Source organism: Allobosea sp. P4_E12, from assembly GCF_056401655.1.
The window spans coordinates 25,866-41,685 of the sequence record NZ_JBFUIY010000011.1 but is presented as its reverse complement, the minus strand read 5'-3'; the positions used below and the strand labels follow the sequence as shown (position 1 = coordinate 41,685).

Below are 15,820 nucleotides of genomic sequence, written 5' to 3'. Positions count from 1 at the left end.
CCATGTCGCTCAAGAACAAGACGCTCTTCATCACCGGCGGCTCGCGCGGCATCGGGCTCGCGATCGCGCTCAAGGCGGCCCGCGACGGCGCCAATGTCACCATTGCCGCGAAGACGGCCGAGCCGCATCCGAAGCTGCCGGGCACGATCCATACCGCCGCCGCCGAAATCGAGGCCGCCGGCGGAAAATGCCTGCCGCTGATGGTCGATGTGCGCGATGAGGCTGCGGTCGCGGACGCCATTGCCAAGACGGCAGCCACCTTCGGCGGCATCGACATCGTCGTGAACAATGCGAGCGCGATCAATCTGACCAACACGCAGATGACCGACATGAAGCGCTTCGATCTGATGCACCAGATCAACACGCGCGGCACCTTCATGGTCTCGAAATATGCGATCCCGCATCTGGAGAAGGCGGAGAACCCGCATATCCTGATGCTCTCGCCGCCGCTCGACATGAAGACGCACTGGTTCGCGCCGCATCTCGCCTATTCCATCGCGAAATACGGCATGAGCCTGTGCGTGCTGGGCCTGGCCGGCGAACTCGCCCCGAAGGGCATCGCGGTCAACGCACTCTGGCCCCGCACCACCATCGCGACAGCGGCCGTCCAGAATCTGCTCGGCGGCGACAAGATGGTGCAGGCGAGCCGCACGCCCGAGATCCTGGCCGATGCGGCGCATATGATCTTCCTGAAGTCGTCGCGGCAGTTTTCCGGCAATTTCCTGATCGACGACAGCTTCATGGCCGGCGAAGGCGTCACCGACTTTTCGGCCTACCGCGTCGATCCGTCAGTGCCGCTGATGCCGGACTTCTTCGTGCCCGCCGACAGCAAGCCGCCAGCCGGTGTGAAGGGCGGGGTGTGAAGCGCGCCGCGAGGCGCGTCATCGGTTTGACATCGTTGGTGGCTTGGAGTTCCTGCCCTGCAGCAAAGCGGCCTGTCGGCTGCCGACGAGTCGCTCCCCTATGCTCCTGATCCACAGCATCTGCCCCGACCATGGCGACCGGTTGGCCCATCGCCCGCTCTCGGAGGATGAGCCGATCCCGGTGGGAGCCGTCTGGATCGATCTCCTCAATCCGACCTCCACGGACGACAAGCGGGTCGAGGCCCATCTCGGCATCTCGATCCCGACGCGCGAGGAGATGCATGACCTCGAGCCGTCCGAGATCATCTATACCGAGAACGGCGCCCATTACATGACGGCGCGGGTAATCTGCCAGTCGGACAGCAATGTCCCCAAGCTGGCGGACGTCACCTTCATCCTGACCGAGAAGGCGCTGGTGACCGTGCGCTATGACGAGCCCGGTGCCTTCGGCATCTTTCTCAACCGGGTCGCCAAGCCGGGCGGCTGCGGCATGCAGCCAGAAGCCATCATGGAAGGGTTGATCGAGGCCATCGTCGACCGAGCCGCCGAGGTGCTGCGCGGTGTCGGCGACAAGATCGACGGTGCCTCGCGCCGGATCTTCGACGGCAAGGCGGCCGAGGTCGAGCAGGGCAGCGCCTATCAGGGCGTGATCCAGAAAATCGGCCAGTACGAGCACATCATCTCGAATGTGCGCGAGAGCATGGTGGCAATCGAGCGCGTGCTGCTCTTCCTGTCGGCCAATTACAAGCGGCCGAAGAAGGCCGCGAGCGGCTTCGCACCGGAATGGCGGACCTCGATTCGCGACGTCCAGGCCATCGAGGAGCACGCGACCTTCCTCTCGAGCAAGCTGCAATTTATGCTCGATGCCACGCTGGGTCTGGTCAGCATCGAGCAGAACAAGATCATCAAGCTGTTCTCGGTCGTCGCCGTCGCCCTGATGCCGCCGACGCTGATCGCCTCGGTCTACGGCATGAACTTCAAGACGATGCCGGAATTGGATTGGCAGTTCGGATACCCGATCGCGGTCGGCATGATGATCGTCGCGGCCGTGGTGCCCTATGTCTTATTCCGCTGGAAAAAGTGGCTCTGACGCCTGGATTGAAGATTGCCCGGCCCGCGATAATGGCCAAAGGTCAGGGGCTTTCCAGGCGCTGTGCCGGAAGCTTCCTTGGACCAACATCACATGAAGCGAATTCTGGCGGCGGTCGCCCTTCTGGGCGTGCTCGCGACATCGGCCCATGCGCGCAATTTCGCGGTTCCCGACAAGGATCCTGCCGTCACCATCACCGTGCCGGACAATTGGGCCACCGAGGAGATCGCCTATGGCTACTCCGCCCAGTCTCCCGGCAAGGACGTCTTCTTCTCCGTCGAATATGCCAGCGCCCGCGATGTCGAAGCGATGCTGGACAATAACGAGAAGTGGATGAAGGAGAACAACATCAAGAAGGTGCCGCCGAAGAAGGCCGAGGCGCCTCTGAATGGCATTCCTGCGACCATCCTCCAGTTCGAAACCAGCGACGACAACGGGCCGACGACAGTCGAGTTCATCATGATGTCGGCCGGCAAGAACCGCATGATCATGCTGACGCTCTGGGGCTCCGATGAGGAGCGCACGAAGCATGGCAAGGCGATCGACACGATCATGAGCAGCGTCAAGCCGATCCAGTAGATCGCTGCTCCGTCATCGGGGCGAGAGGCGCTGGAGCAGCGCCTCTCCGCGCGGCGACAGGCGATAGCCGCTCGTCAGGCTTTCCGTCAGCCCGAGCGCCTTGAGTTTGCGCACATCCTGCTTGAACGGAAGGGTTTCTCTGCCAAGCAGTGCCGCAAGCTCTGGTGCGCGCCGTGCCGGATGAGCCGCGATCAGTGCGAGCGTCGCCAGCGTCCAGGCCCGGCGCGCGTCGAGGCGCATGAGGCGCGTTTCGATGTCGTGCATCTCCGGCTCGCCAAGCTCGGCCTCCGCCCGCAAGGCGATGCGTGGATCTGGCCCGGCAAGCCGCAGGCGGATCCGGTAGAGCTGGCCCTCGCGGCTCGAAAGCTCTGCAAGCAGGCTTTCACGCATGACATGTCCTCCGGCACGCGCGTCGTCCTCGCTGATCTCCGCGACCGGATCGACATCCTCGATCGCCAGCAGGCCGATGCTCGTCAGGAGCGTGCCGCCCGCCCTGACGCTGGGCCGGCGCCAGCGGCGGAACACAAGCGTGACGCGCCCGGCTGCGATGCCATCCAATGTCCTGCGGTTCAGCAGCACGGTGTCACGCCAGCACGCGGGCCATCACGTCCTTCAGGCCCTCGCTGCCGCGCGTCAGCCAGCCAGGAACGGGCAGGCCCTTCGAGCGCAGGAATTCCGGATTGAACAGCTTTGACTGATAGCGTGTGCCGTAATCGGCGAGGATGGTCACGATGGTGTGGCCCGGACCCATCTCCTTTGCCAGCCTGATCGCGCCGGCGACATTGATGCCGGAAGAACCGCCGAGGCAAAGCCCTTCATGCTCCAGCAGTTCGAAGACGAGCGGGATCGCCTCCTCGTCAGGGATCTGGAAGGAGACGTCGATCGGAGCGCCCTCGATATTCCGGGTGATCCGGCCCTGACCGATGCCCTCTGTGATCGAGGAGCCTTCCGCCTTCAATTCGCCGGTCGTGAACCAGGAATGCAGGGCCGCCCCCATCGGATCGGCAAGGCCGATGCGGATCTTTGGGTTGAAACCCTTCAGCGCGATCGCGGCGCCGGCAAGCGTGCCGCCGGTGCCGACCGCGCAGATGAAGCCGTCGACCTTACCGTCGGTCTGTCGCCAGATCTCCGGCCCGGTCGTCTCGATATGCCCCTGCCGATTGGCGATGTTGTCGAACTGGTTGGCCCAGATCGCGCCGTTCGGCTCACTCTTCGCCAGTTCCTCGGCGAGACGGCCCGAGACCTTCACGTAATTATTGGGATTGGCGTAGCCGACCGCAGGCACCTCGACCAGCGTCGCGCCGGCAAGCCGCAGCATGTCCTTCTTTTCCTGCGACTGCGTCTCGGGGATCACGATCACCGAGCGATACCCAAGTGCATTGCCGACGAGGGCAAGCCCGATGCCGGTATTGCCGGCCGTGCCTTCGACGATCACGCCGCCGGGTTTCAGGAGGCCGCGCGCCTCGGCATCGCGTATGATCGCGAGGGCGGCGCGGTCCTTGACGGATTGCCCCGGGTTCATGAACTCGGCCTTCCCCAGGATCGTGCAACCGGTCATCTCCGAGGCACGCTTGAGCTTGATCAGGGGCGTATTGCCGATGGCTTCGATGACACCGTTGCGGATCGTCATGATGGAAATCGCTCCTCGGGCCGAGACGCGTCTCCGGTCGGGCCGGAGCGGCGCTGCACGTCAAGATAGAGAATTTTCTTCTCGTTTCACGGGAAGAATTTTTCGAATTGCGTGGATTGGGCGACCGAATTTCCCTCTTTCGGTTCAACCTGATAGGCGAACCTAAACCGAAGGTCACAAACGTAAATCCGCATGTCCATTCTCGCCATGAACGAAACCCTCACGATCGCGCATCTCGGCCAGCGCGGCGACGGCATTGCCGAGACGTCCCAAGGGGCGGTCTTCGTGCCCTATACCCTGCCCGGGGAGACGGTGCGGGTCGTTCGCGATGGCGACCGCGCGCAACTCGTCGAGATCCTGGCGCCCGCTGAATCGCGGGTGGCGGCGATCTGCCCGCTCTTTACCCGCTGCGGCGGCTGCGCGGCGCAGCATATGCCTCCGGCACTCTATCAGGACTGGAAGCGGCAGCAGATCGTGACCGCGCTCGCCCGTGTCGGGATCGATGCGCCGGTAGCGGCGGTGGTCGATGCGCATGGAGTGGGTCGGCGCCGTGTGACCTTCCACGCCCGGCGCGAAGGCGCGGGCATGATGGTCGGCTTCATGATGGCCCGCAGTCATGACCTCATTGCCGTCGAGGCCTGTCCGGTTCTGGCTCCCGGCCTTGCGCGCGCTCCTGCCGTCGCGCAGCTGCTCGCCAACCGGCTGGGGGGCTCGAACAAGCCGCTTGACCTTCAGGTTACGACCTCCGAGGCCGGGCTCGATGTCGATATTCGCGGCCACGGCCCTGCCGGAGGCAAGCTGCGCCTCACCCTGACTGAGGTGGCCGAACGGCTCGATCTCGCCCGGCTCGCCATGCATGGCGATGTCATCGTCGAGCGCCGCCCGCCTTTGCAGGCCATGGGGCGAGCCTATGTTGCGCCCGGCCCCGGCGGTTTTCTCCAGGCGACGGCGGAAGGCGAGGAGCGTCTCGCTGCGCTCGTCGTCGATGCGCTGCCGAAGGTGAAGCGCGTGGCGGATCTTTTCGCGGGATGCGGACCTTTCACCTTCCGGCTGGCGGAGAAGGCGCAGGTTCATGCGCTGGAGAGCGACAAGGCAGCCGTGCAGGCTTTGCTCAGGGCCGCGAGCGCAACGCAAGGGCTGAAGGCCGTCACGGGCGAGCAACGCGATCTCTTTCGCCGGCCTCTGCTTGAGTCCGAGCTGAACGGCTTCGATGCGGTGGTGCTCGATCCGCCTCGCGCAGGCGCGGAGGCGCAGGTGAAGCGGCTGGCCGCGTCCAAGGTCGCGACCGTCGTCTATGTCTCCTGCGATGCCGGGAGCTTCGCACGCGACGCGGCGCTTCTGGTCGCGGGCGGATATGCGCTGGACGGTGTCACGCCGGTCGACCAGTTCCGGTATTCCGCTCACATAGAGCTGGTCGCCCGGTTTCGGCGCTCAGGCAAGAAGTGACCCCGGAGACCCTATGAGCGCTCAAGTTCTGGACCGGATGGCCGGCATCGTCGGCGCGCGCAACATCATCGCCGAGCCTGATGCGATGCTGCCCTATCTCAAGGAATGGCGGGATCTGTTTCGCGGCCAGGCGACGGCAGTCGTGCGGCCGGGCTCGACCGAGGAGGTCGCGGCGATCGTCAGGCTTGCAGCCGAGACCGGGACGACGCTGGTGCCGCAGGGCGGGAATACCGGGCTTGTCGGGGGGCAGATCCCGGTTGCCGACGGGCGTGAGATCATTCTCTCGCTGCAGCGGCTCGACAAGGTTCGTGCCGTCGATGCCGAAGGCGACACCATGATCGTCGAGGCCGGGGTTACGCTCCAGCGTGCGCAGGAGGCGGCTGAAGCGGCCGGACGGCTCTTCCCGCTCTCGCTCGCCTCGGAGGGCACTTGCACCATTGGCGGCAATCTCTCGACCAATGCCGGTGGCACCGCCGTGATCGCTTATGGCAATGCTCGTGAGCTCTGCATGGGGCTCGAGGTTGTGCTGGCTGACGGCCGCATCTGGAACGGGCTCAGGCAACTCCGCAAGGACAATACCGGCTACGACCTGAAGAACCTCTTCATCGGAGCCGAAGGAACGCTCGGCGTCATCACCGCTGCGGTGCTCAAGCTCTTCCCGCTTCCCGCGGCGCGCGCCACGGCCTTCCTTGCGCTGCCGGGGCCGGCGGAGGCGCTGGCCTTGCTCAACGCCGCCAAGGCCGGTGCGGGCGGCACATTGACGACCTTCGAACTCATGCCGCGCATCGGGCTTGAATTCGTGCTGCGCCATGCGGCCGGCACCCGTGACCCGCTTTCGGAGCCGTCGCCCTGGTACGTGCTGATGGAGGTTTCGGCTCAAAGCGCGGTCGGTCTCAATGAGGCTGTCGAATCCTTCCTGGGCGAGGCACTGGAAAACGGCCTGATCACCGATGCCGCGCTGGCCGGCTCGCTGGAACAGCGCAAGGATTTCTGGAAGCTGCGCGAGATGCTGTCGGAGGTGCAGCGTTTCGAGGGCGGCTCGATCAAGCACGACATTTCCGTGCCGTTGCACGCAACGCCGGATTTCCTGGCTCGCGCCATTGCGACGGTCGAGGCGATGATCCCCGGCTGCCGCGCGGTGCCCTTCGGTCATCTTGGCGACGGCAATATCCATTTCAATGTCAGCCAGCCGGTCGGGGCCGACAAGGAGGCCTTCCTGGCGCGCTGGAATGAGATCAATCGCGCCGTCCATGCCATCGTCACCGAGATGCATGGCTCGATCTCGGCCGAGCACGGCATTGGCCGGCTCAAGCGCTACTTGCTCCCGAGCGTGAAGGATCCGGTCGAACTCGCGCTGATGAAGACATTGAAGGCGACGCTCGACCCGCAGGGCATCCTGAACCCCGGCGCCGTGCTGTAGGACGACAGCCCGTCAGGCTTGGCTGCAGACGGGCACGCTGCTCAGAACAGGCTCCCCTGCGCCGGTGGCTCCACCGGCCGGCGCGGCTTTGCGGGCGGTGCCCGGTTTTCCGTTGCCGCGTCATAGGGGGCCTGGACTTCAGGCCCGTCATTGCTGACCCGGTTCACCGCGGTCCCGATCCGGACCGCTTCCAGCAAATCCTCCGCCGGAGGCTTCAGCAGCGTTGCGACATCGTCGTCGCGCGCGCTGGCATCGAGCCAGGCTGCGTGATCCGCAGGTGCGAGGATGACGGGGCAGCGGTGGTGGAAGGCTGACATCAGGCCGTTGGCCGGACCCGTGACCATCGCAACCGTGTCGATCTCGGAGCCGTCCTGCGAATGCCAGGTCTCCCACAGGGCGGCGAAGGCAAAGAGGCCGTGATCCGGCTTTCGGAACAGATAGGGGCGGCTCTCCTTGTCGAGCCGATGCCATTCATAGAAGCCGTCGACCGGCATCAGGCAGCGCCTGCGGCTGAAAGCAGCGCGAAAGGATGGCTTCTCGCGTGCACTCTCGCTGCGGATATTGATCACCAGCGGAAAGTCCCTGGTGTCCTTGACCCAGCCGGGAATGAAGCCCCAGCGCATCAGCAGGAACTGTCGTCCGCCTTCATGATTGCGGATGACAGGCACGGGCTGCGTCGGCGCGATGTTGTAGCGCGGCGGAAAATTGGGCTGCTCGGGATAGGCGAAGTGTTCGCGCATCGCCTGAGGCGGAAGGGTAATGGCGTAGCGACCACACATGTCGCGCTGGATGTGCCAAGCCTTACCGCTCGGATCAACACTTTATTCGGGTTTGGTCGAGCATAGTCCCGCCAATTCAGAGGCCTGAGGATGACCGCCCCCGCGATGAGAGCGCTGGCCGTTGACGCGGATGAACGGCTGGGTCCGACCGGGAAGCCCCCGCTCTCGACCGACTATCTCAATCGCTATGGCGAAGCGCTGATGCTGATCGAAATGGTGCCGGTGGATCGCGGCATCATCGAGGAACTCCGAAGCTGGCGGGCCGTTGGCTATCGCGAGCATTTCCAGACCTCGCGGCTGCGCTGCGCACCTGAGGCGCTTGCTGCCTACGACCAGCTCGACGCTCGTCAGATCGAGGCTTTCGAAGAACTCTGCCGCACCATGAGCCAGTTGATCGCTGCGGCGACCGCGCTGCTCGGGGATCTGGATGAAGGCGAGGATGTCGCGGCAGTCGTCGAGGTCGCAGCTGGAGCGTTGCGCAGTCTGATCGGTCACACCACGCTCTTCATCAACGTCAACGGCCAGATCGACACCGACGACTTCGATGTCCGCTCACTGCAGAGCAATATCGACGCCCTGTTCGCGAACTGAGTTAGCGTCCTAAGCATCGGCCCGAAAAGTGGATTGCGGTTTGATCTAACCTGGCCGGTAGCCCCCGATCAGAAACTCGCGATTGCCGTCGCCGCCCTCGATCGGTGAGGGGATCGGACCGCTGACCGCGAAGCCCAGTTCCGCGAACAGCGTCGAAATCTCCGCGCAGACTTGGGCGTGCACGGCTTCATCGCGCACCACGCCCTTCTTGAGCGCCGCTCGTCCGGCTTCAAATTGCGGCTTGATCAGCGCCGCGATCCGGGCCTCGGGCGTCAGCAGGCCGGCAACGGTCGGCAGGACGAGCCTCAGCGAGATGAAGCTGACATCGATCACGGCGAGCGCCGGAGCCGGCGCAAATTCTTCCGCAGCCAGTGCGCGGATATCGCGCGCCTCGAGGCTGGTGACGCGCGCAAGGTTCCTTAGGCTGGGATGAAGCTGGTCCCGCCCGACATCGACGGCGAACACGTGGCTCGCGCCCCGCCGGAGCAGGACGTCGGTGAAGCCACCGGTGGAGGCGCCGACATCGACACAGGTCAGCCCGGCCGGATCGAAGCCGAAGGCATCGAGCGCGGCCGCCAGCTTGAGGCCGCCACGCGAAACATAGGGATGCGGTGCCTCGGCCAGGATCTCGGCATCGCGCGCGATCATGTCCGAGGCTTTTCGCACGGTGACGCCGCCCGCCGAGACGAGGCCCGCAGCAATCGCCGCCTGTGCCCGTGCGCGGCTCTCGAAGAAGCCGCGCTCGACGAGAAGCTGGTCCGCCCGGCTCTTCATGATTTCAGCCGCCCGCGCTCAGGCGCGGCGCACGGCGTCCGGCGTGCCCAGCGCCTGCTCGACGCTGCGCACGATGCCTGCGGCGTCGAGCCCGGCCAGCGCGTACATCACATCCGGCTTGTCCTGGTCCTGATAGAGATCGGGCAATGTCAGTGTTCGCACCTTCAACCCGCCGTCGAGCATTCCGGTTCTCGCCAGCAGGTGAAGGACATGGCTGCCGAAGCCGCCAACCGAGCCTTCCTCGACGGTGATCAGGATCTCGTGCTCGCGGGCGAGCCGCAGGATCAGCGCCTCGTCCAGCGGCTTGGCGAAGCGCGCATCGGCGACCGTGGTCGAGAGCCCGCGCTGAGCGAGCAACTCGGCGGCCGCAAGGCTCTCCGCAAGCCGTGTGCCCAGCGACAGAATGGCCACGCGTGACCCTTCGCGGACGATCCGGCCCTTGCCGATCTCGAGCGGAATGCCGGTTTGCGGCATCTCCACGCCGACGCCTTCGCCGCGCGGATAGCGGAAGGCGATCGGCCCGGAATCATAGGCGGCGGCGGTCGCAACCATATGGGTCAAGTCCGCCTCGTCGGCTGCGGCCATCACCACCATGTCGGGCAGGCAGGCGAGATAGGCCACATCGAAGGCCCCGGCATGGGTCGCGCCATCAGCGCCAACAAGGCCGGCCCGGTCGAGCGCGAAGCGCACCGGTAGCTTCTGGATGGCGACATCATGCACGACCTGATCATAGGCGCGCTGCAGGAAGGTCGAGTAGATCGCGCAGAACGGCTTGTAGCCCTCGCTTGCCAGGCCGGCGGCAAAGGTCACCGCATGCTGCTCGGCAATGCCGACATCGAAGGTCCGGCCGGGAAATTCCTTGCCGAATGCATCGAGACCGGTGCCCGAGGGCATGGCGGCGGTGACGGCAACGATCTTCTCGTCCTCGCGCGCCGCCTTGATCAGCGCATTGGCGAAGACCTTGGTATAGCTCGGAGCATTCGCAGGAGCCTTGGCCTGTTGCCCGGTGACGGGATCGAACTTCACCACGGCGTGGTGCTTGTCGGCGCTCGCCTCGGCAGGGGCATAGCCCTTGCCCTTCTGCGTCACGACATGGACGAGGATCGGCCCGCTCTGCGCATCGCGGACATTGCGCAGCACCGGAAGCAGGTGGTCGAGATTGTGACCGTCGATCGGCCCGACATAATAGAAGCCGAGCTCCTCGAACAGCGTTCCACCGGTCCAGAAGCCGCGCGCGAACTCCTCGGTGCGCCTGGCCTTCTCGTGGAAGAAGCGGGGCAGTTTCTCCGCCAGATATTTTGCCACCTCGCGGAGCGAGCGATAGGTGCGTCCAGAGACCAGCCGCGCGAGATAGGCTGACATCGCGCCCACCGGCGGCGCGATCGACATGTCGTTGTCGTTCAGAATGACGATCAGCCTGGAGCCGAGCGCTCCGGCATTGTTCATCGCCTCATAGGCCATGCCCGCCGACATCGCTCCATCGCCGATCACCGCGATGACATTGTTGGGCTTGCCGGCGAGATCGCGCGCGACCGCCATGCCGAGCCCGGCCGAGATCGAGGTCGAGGAATGAGCGGCGCCGAAGGGGTCGTACTCGCTCTCGCTGCGCCTGGTGAAGCCGGAGAGGCCTCCGGGTTGGCGCAAGGTCCGGATGCGGTCGCGCCGGCCGGTCAGGATCTTGTGCGGATAGGCCTGATGGCCGACATCCCAGATCAGGCGGTCATCCGGGGTGTCGAAGACGTGGTGCAGGGCGACGGTCAGCTCGACCACGCCGAGGCCAGCGCCGAGATGGCCGCCGGTGACCGAGACCGCATCGATGGTCTCGGCGCGAAGTTCGTCGGCGAGCTGACGCAACTGGACATCGTCCAGGCGACGCAATGCGGCGGGATCGGACACTTGATCGAGAAGTGGAGTGGCAGGGCGGGGCACGGTTGAGCGACACGTTCCTTCGAGGTGATCGACTTCGAATAAAGCCTGCGAGCGGCGCTGGCAAACCGGCGGGTCGTCACAGCGCCGGAAGACAGGAAACGGGTGGGGCTGATGTCCTAGGCGTGGGACGCTGGCGGCAACCTCGCAAAGACGGAAACCCGCCATGTCGTCGCACCTTCCCCTCGGCCTGCTCCTGGCCGGCATCGTCGCGCAGTTCGCCGACAAGCTGGCGCTCGACACTATCACGCTCGCAGCGACGGAGGCTGGCGCCAGCAGTCGGCTTGTCGGCCTGCTTGTCGCGGCTCAGTCGGCGGCATGGCTCGTCGTCTCGCTGCCTGCGGGGGTGTGGGCGGACCGGGTTGCGCCCCGCTCACTGATTCTCGCCGGAGGCGGGTTGTTGCTGTCGGGCTCGCTGATCGGCGCGGCGCTGCTCATCTCAGGGCATACGAACTGGGCGTTGGCACTCTCGGCCTTCATTGCCGCGACCGGCCCGGTTGTCATCGCATTGTCCATTTTCGTGCTCTTGCCGCGCATGGTGGCGGTTAGGGATCTGCCGCGTGCCAATGGTCGGATGGAACTCGGCCGTGCGGTGCTGAGCCTGGCCGCGCCGCTGCTCGCCGGCTGGGCTGTCGCAAGAGGCATCGGCGCGCTCGGGCTGGCGCTGTGTGCCCTATGTGGAATCGTGGTCCTGGCGCTTGCCATGCGCCTGCCGTCTGAGCGGCCGGTGGCAGCCGCACGCCAGCCGTTGCACCGGGCCATTGCGGAAGGCGGGGCCTTCGTCCTGCAACATCCCTATCTCAGGCCGATCGCGCTCTGCGCCATCGCCTGGAACCTTGCCTTCTTCGCCTTCATGGCGCTGTTCGCACCCTATGCCGCGCGCATTCTGCTGCTCGCCCCGGAGACGATCGGTCTCTCCTCGTCGGTCTATGGTGCCGGCCTGATCCTTGGCGCGTTCTTCGGCGCCGCACTGATCGCGCGCCTGCCAACCGGGCTGCTTCTCGTGTTCGGCCCAGCTTCATCGCTCCTGGGCGCGCTGCTGCTGGCCATCGCTCCGGCGACGCTCGGCCTTGCGGCGCTGGCGCTCGCCTTCTTCCTCTTCGGCTTCGGACCGATTCTCTGGGGCATCATTCAGACCAGTCTGCGCCAGGCGGTGACGCCGCCGGCTTTGCTCGGTCGCGTCAGTGCCACGCTGACGACAGCGATGTACGGCATGCGTCCGTTAGGCGCGATTGCGGGAGGGCTTGCTGGCGAGTGGCTCGGACTTGGGCTGGCGATCTGGCTCCCCGTCATCCTCTTCGCGCTCTCGGTCGCCGCGATCCTGGCCTCCCGCATGCCGGCGTTGAGGGCGATTCCTTCGGGCGAACTCTCTTCGGCCGAGCTGCGGTCTGGGTTGCAGGCCGGATAATGGGCAGGCTTCGAATGGCTGTGTGTCCGACGACCCGCAGGTTCATCGTTTCCCACGGATCTGGACACGCACGGCCCGCAGGCTCAGGCCAGCAAGCGTGCAGCCCTGAGCTGCGCGGGACTGCCCTCAGCTCTCCGGCAAGGGAATGAACTCGGCTTCGTCGCCGGGAACGGTGTCGAAGCGGCCGGCTTTCCATTCCTCCTTCGCCTGGTCGATGCGCTCCTTCGAGGAGGAGACGAAATTCCACCAGATATGGCGCGGGCCATCCATCGGTTCGCCGCCGACCAGCATCAGCCGGCTCTGGTCGATCGCGAGGATCGAGATGCGGTCGCCCGGCTTGAAGACGAGCAATTGCCCGGCGCCGAACTCCTCTCCGGCAATGTCGATCTTGCCGGAGACGATATAGACCGCGCGCTCGTCGTAATCGGGGTCGAGCGGCAGGATGGCGCCGGGTGCCAGCACCGCCTCGGCATAGAGCGTATCCCAGGGGAATTTCACCGGCGAGGTCTGGCCGTAGGCTGAGCCCATGATCAGGCTGATGCGCTTGCCGCCTTCGACGATGCGCGGCAGTTCGGGCGCGGCGTGATGGATGAATTCCGGCGCGACTTCCTCATGGCTCTTCGGCAAGGCGAGCCAGGTCTGGATGCCATAGAGCTTCGGCGCCTTGAGACGCTCTTCTGGCGCCGTGCGTTCGGAGTGAACGATGCCGCGTCCCGCCGTCATCAGGTTGACCGCACCGGGGCGAATGGGCAGCGCCGTGCCGAGCGAGTCGCGATGCATGATCTCGCCGTCGAAGAGATAGGTCACGGTCGCCAGACCGATATGCGGGTGCGGGCGCACATCGATACCCTCGCCGAGCAGGAATTCGGCCGGGCCCATCTGGTCGAAGAAAATGAACGGTCCGACCATCTTCCGGCCGATCGAGGGCAGGGCGCGCCTGACCGAAAAGCCGCCGAGGTCATGAGCGCGCGGCACGATGACCTGCTCGATCGCCTGGCAGGAGCGGGCATCACCCAGGATCGGGTCATCGGCGGGCTGATGCGACATGAGGGATCTCCCAGGATCTGACGGTGAGTCTGGCCGCAACGCCGCGACGGGGCAAGCGGCATCGATATGCGCCGGGAATCCGAAGCGCTCGACAGGAGATCACAACAAAATTATCTATAAAAAATGACCAGCGAACAGAAAGACACGCTCGCCATCCGGATCAGCCGCGCTCTGGCCGACCGGATCATCTCCGGAGCGATCGAGCCCGGAGCCCGCTTGCGCCAGGACCATGTCGCGGCCGAGTTCGGCGCCAGCCATGTGCCGGTGCGCGAGGCCTTTCAGAGGCTGGAAGCGCAGGGTCTGGCCGTCAGCGAGCCGCGCCGGGGCGTGCGGGTTGCCGCTTTCGATCTGCGGGAGGTCCGCGAGGTCGCGGAAATGCGGGCGGCGCTGGAGGTGTTGGCGCTGCGCCATGCCGCGCCACATCTGACCCGGGCGATCCTCGAGCAGGCCGAAGAAGCGACGCGCGCCGGCGACAAGTCGCAGGATGTGAGGTCGTGGGAGGATGCGAATCGGCGCTTTCACAAGCTGATCCTCGCTCCCTGCGCCATGCCCCGCTTGCTGGCTGCGATCGATGATCTGCATGCGACCAGCGCCCGGTTCCTGTTCGCTGCCTGGCGTTCGGAATGGGAGTCGCGCACCGATCACGACCACCGTGCTATCCTCTCCGCGTTGCGCGAAGGACAAATCGAGGCCGCGGCGGCGACGCTTGCGCGGCATGTCCAGTGGATTGGGACCAAGCCGGTTCGCACCTCCTCCGGTGGCACGCGCGAGGCCTTTTCGATCGTCGGATGACAGGTGCATGGCGGGAGGGGCTTGCATTCTTCGCCGCGATGTGGAGTCCATCATAGATCAGATTCATGAATTATAGATAATATGCATCTGATCACTGATGGAGATCGCAATGAACGCAATGACCTATGCTACGACGCAGCTGGCGGGCGGTCCGCTGCGCCTGAGCAGCCGCCCTGTCCTCGTGCAGGCGGGCGCCGTGCTGTTCGGAACCCTGCTCCTGGCGCTGGCCTCGCAAATCAGCGTGCCGATGGTTCCGGTGCCGATCACGCTGCAGACGCTGGCGGTGACGCTGATCGGCGCATTCTATGGCTGGCGTCTTGGCGCCGTCACTGTCCTCGCCTGGCTGTTCGAGGCGGCGCTCGGGCTGCCGGTTCTCGCCGGCGGCGCGTCCGGCCTGCCGCATTTCATGGGCCCGACGGGCGGCTATCTCTTCTCCTTCCCGATCGTGGCCGCCATGGTCGGCTGGCTTGCCGAGCGCGGCTGGGGCGGGAGCAGGCTCATGCGGTCCTTCGCCGCGATGCTGCTCGGCAATGCGCTCTGCCTGGTGATCGGCGCAGCATGGCTTGCGACCCTGATCGGCGTCGAGCGCGCGCTGCTCCTTGGCGTCGTCCCGTTCATCGTGGGGGCCGTCCTGAAATCCGCCTTGGGAGCTGCGATCCTGAAGGCCTCCAGCCGCTCGGAACAGGCAGGCTAAGCCTGCGGGCGGGTGTGCCGCGCTCCGGCTTCCGGCGCGCGGCAGCTCTGCCGTATCCAAGGCCGTGCAGGTCGTCGCTAACCTGTCGTCCTCGCGAGGCTGGTTCCGGCCAGCAGCAGGAGGCCGGCATTGGCGGCGTGCAGGGGCTGGATCGATTCCCGCGCTGGTTCCGTGATGGGGCACGGAAGGCGGCTGATCCGGCCGGCATAGTGCTCTCCGGCGAGCTGCAGCGCCTCAGTGTCGGCCTTGCGGGTCTCGTAGATCAGAAAGGGTTCCTGCCAGGCGAGGCCGCAGCGATGGGCCGTCGCTTCCAGGGGGCGGAGAAGCTCGCGAAGCGAAAAGCGGTTCTGGCCCGCGGGCGTATAGGCCTCCGCAACATTGCCGGCGGTCGCGGCGATCAGGACCGGCTTGCCGGCGAGCAGGCGCCCTTCGTCCTGGTAGGCCAGGTAGAACATCCGGGTCAGCACCGCATCCTGCCAGGCTTTGAGCAGTGGTGGTGTCGAATACCACTGCACCGGGAATTGCAGGACGATCCGGTCTGCCGCGAGGAGGCGTGCGACCTCCGCATCGACGTCGATCACGCCATCTGAATACTGTGCCTGCATGTCGACGACGGTGATGCCCGGCAGTTCGGCAACGGCCTCGCAGAGGGCGCGGTTGACATTCGATGTGGCGAAATCGGGGTGGAACAACAGGATCAGGGTGTTGGGCACGGCGTCCTCCTTTGTGATGTGCAGAGGATGCGGGTGCCAACAAAATTACTCCAATGGATGATCGATAT

General features: G+C 65.4%; 16 protein-coding genes. 9 read left to right on the top strand and 7 right to left on the bottom strand.

Annotation, left to right across the window (positions count from 1 at the left end; genetic code table 11):
- Positions 1 to 2: 2 nt before the first annotated feature.
- From AC1DW9_RS15790 to AC1DW9_RS15780, 3 genes are all read left to right on the top strand, one after another.
- Positions 3 to 863, top strand: a complete 861-nt coding sequence (locus AC1DW9_RS15790; protein WP_441489015.1) for an SDR family oxidoreductase — start codon at positions 3 to 5, stop codon at positions 861 to 863.
- A gap of 100 nt (positions 864 to 963) precedes the next feature.
- A complete protein-coding gene (locus AC1DW9_RS15785; RefSeq protein ID WP_441506527.1) occupies positions 964 to 1,953 on the top strand; it encodes a magnesium transporter CorA family protein in 990 nt (329 codons plus the stop codon).
- A 93-nt stretch (positions 1,954 to 2,046) separates the two neighbouring features.
- The gene (locus AC1DW9_RS15780; RefSeq protein WP_441506528.1) at positions 2,047 to 2,532 is read left to right on the top strand and encodes a hypothetical protein; all 486 of its coding nucleotides are present in this window, start codon (positions 2,047 to 2,049) and stop codon (positions 2,530 to 2,532) included.
- A 12-nt stretch (positions 2,533 to 2,544) separates the two neighbouring features.
- Here AC1DW9_RS15780 and AC1DW9_RS15775 read toward each other — a convergent pair whose 3' ends face one another.
- Both AC1DW9_RS15775 and AC1DW9_RS15770 read right to left on the bottom strand, forming a co-directional pair.
- Positions 2,545 to 3,111 carry a hypothetical protein gene (locus tag AC1DW9_RS15775; protein ID WP_441506529.1) on the bottom strand — a complete coding sequence of 189 codons (567 nt, stop codon included), beginning with the start codon at positions 3,109 to 3,111 and terminating at the stop codon, positions 2,545 to 2,547.
- A 4-nt stretch (positions 3,112 to 3,115) separates the two neighbouring features.
- Positions 3,116 to 4,162: a cysteine synthase A gene (locus tag AC1DW9_RS15770; RefSeq protein ID WP_441506530.1), complete on the bottom strand. Its 1,047-nt coding sequence runs from the start codon at positions 4,160 to 4,162 to the stop codon at positions 3,116 to 3,118.
- Positions 4,163 to 4,354: 192 nt separating this feature from the next.
- Here AC1DW9_RS15770 and AC1DW9_RS15765 point away from each other — a divergent pair, with 192 nt between their 5' ends.
- Both AC1DW9_RS15765 and AC1DW9_RS15760 read left to right on the top strand, forming a co-directional pair.
- Positions 4,355 to 5,608 (top strand): class I SAM-dependent RNA methyltransferase, encoded by a 1,254-nt coding sequence (locus AC1DW9_RS15765; protein ID WP_441489019.1) that lies wholly within the window; start codon positions 4,355 to 4,357, stop codon positions 5,606 to 5,608.
- A gap of 13 nt (positions 5,609 to 5,621) precedes the next feature.
- The gene (locus AC1DW9_RS15760; RefSeq protein ID WP_441506531.1) at positions 5,622 to 7,028 is read left to right on the top strand and encodes an FAD-binding oxidoreductase; all 1,407 of its coding nucleotides are present in this window, start codon (positions 5,622 to 5,624) and stop codon (positions 7,026 to 7,028) included.
- Between the two features lie 41 nt (positions 7,029 to 7,069).
- Here the strand turns inward: AC1DW9_RS15760 and AC1DW9_RS15755 are convergent, their stop codons facing one another.
- On the bottom strand, positions 7,070 to 7,807 hold the full coding sequence (locus AC1DW9_RS15755) for an SOS response-associated peptidase (protein ID WP_441489021.1): 738 nt from the start codon (positions 7,805 to 7,807) through the stop codon (positions 7,070 to 7,072).
- A 90-nt stretch (positions 7,808 to 7,897) separates the two neighbouring features.
- Here AC1DW9_RS15755 and AC1DW9_RS15750 point away from each other — a divergent pair, with 90 nt between their 5' ends.
- Entirely contained in the window at positions 7,898 to 8,398 is a 501-nt protein-coding gene (locus tag AC1DW9_RS15750) for a hypothetical protein (RefSeq protein WP_441506532.1), read from the top strand.
- 45 nt (positions 8,399 to 8,443) lie between these two features.
- On the opposite strand, the gene AC1DW9_RS15745 is transcribed toward AC1DW9_RS15750, so the two are convergent.
- Positions 8,444 to 9,172, bottom strand: a complete 729-nt coding sequence (locus AC1DW9_RS15745; protein ID WP_441506533.1) for a TlyA family RNA methyltransferase — start codon at positions 9,170 to 9,172, stop codon at positions 8,444 to 8,446.
- A gap of 18 nt (positions 9,173 to 9,190) precedes the next feature.
- Positions 9,191 to 11,101, bottom strand: coding sequence for a 1-deoxy-D-xylulose-5-phosphate synthase (gene dxs, locus AC1DW9_RS15740; protein ID WP_476776312.1), 1,911 nt, complete (start codon positions 11,099 to 11,101; stop codon positions 9,191 to 9,193).
- A gap of 163 nt (positions 11,102 to 11,264) precedes the next feature.
- Between dxs and AC1DW9_RS15735 the strand changes: the two genes are divergently transcribed.
- Positions 11,265 to 12,506: an MFS transporter gene (locus tag AC1DW9_RS15735; protein ID WP_441506535.1), complete on the top strand. Its 1,242-nt coding sequence runs from the start codon at positions 11,265 to 11,267 to the stop codon at positions 12,504 to 12,506.
- Positions 12,507 to 12,632: 126 nt separating this feature from the next.
- Here AC1DW9_RS15735 and AC1DW9_RS15730 read toward each other — a convergent pair whose 3' ends face one another.
- The gene (locus AC1DW9_RS15730) at positions 12,633 to 13,553 is read right to left on the bottom strand and encodes a pirin family protein (protein WP_441506536.1); all 921 of its coding nucleotides are present in this window, start codon (positions 13,551 to 13,553) and stop codon (positions 12,633 to 12,635) included.
- Between the two features lie 123 nt (positions 13,554 to 13,676).
- Between AC1DW9_RS15730 and AC1DW9_RS15725 the strand changes: the two genes are divergently transcribed.
- Positions 13,677 to 14,345 carry a GntR family transcriptional regulator gene (locus tag AC1DW9_RS15725; RefSeq protein WP_441506537.1) on the top strand — a complete coding sequence of 223 codons (669 nt, stop codon included), beginning with the start codon at positions 13,677 to 13,679 and terminating at the stop codon, positions 14,343 to 14,345.
- 109 nt (positions 14,346 to 14,454) lie between these two features.
- Positions 14,455 to 15,039 (top strand): biotin transporter BioY, encoded by a 585-nt coding sequence (locus AC1DW9_RS15720; protein WP_441506538.1) that lies wholly within the window; start codon positions 14,455 to 14,457, stop codon positions 15,037 to 15,039.
- Between the two features lie 77 nt (positions 15,040 to 15,116).
- Here the strand turns inward: AC1DW9_RS15720 and AC1DW9_RS15715 are convergent, their stop codons facing one another.
- A complete protein-coding gene (locus AC1DW9_RS15715; protein ID WP_441506539.1) occupies positions 15,117 to 15,752 on the bottom strand; it encodes an NAD(P)H-dependent oxidoreductase in 636 nt (211 codons plus the stop codon).
- Positions 15,753 to 15,820 lie beyond the last annotated feature (68 nt).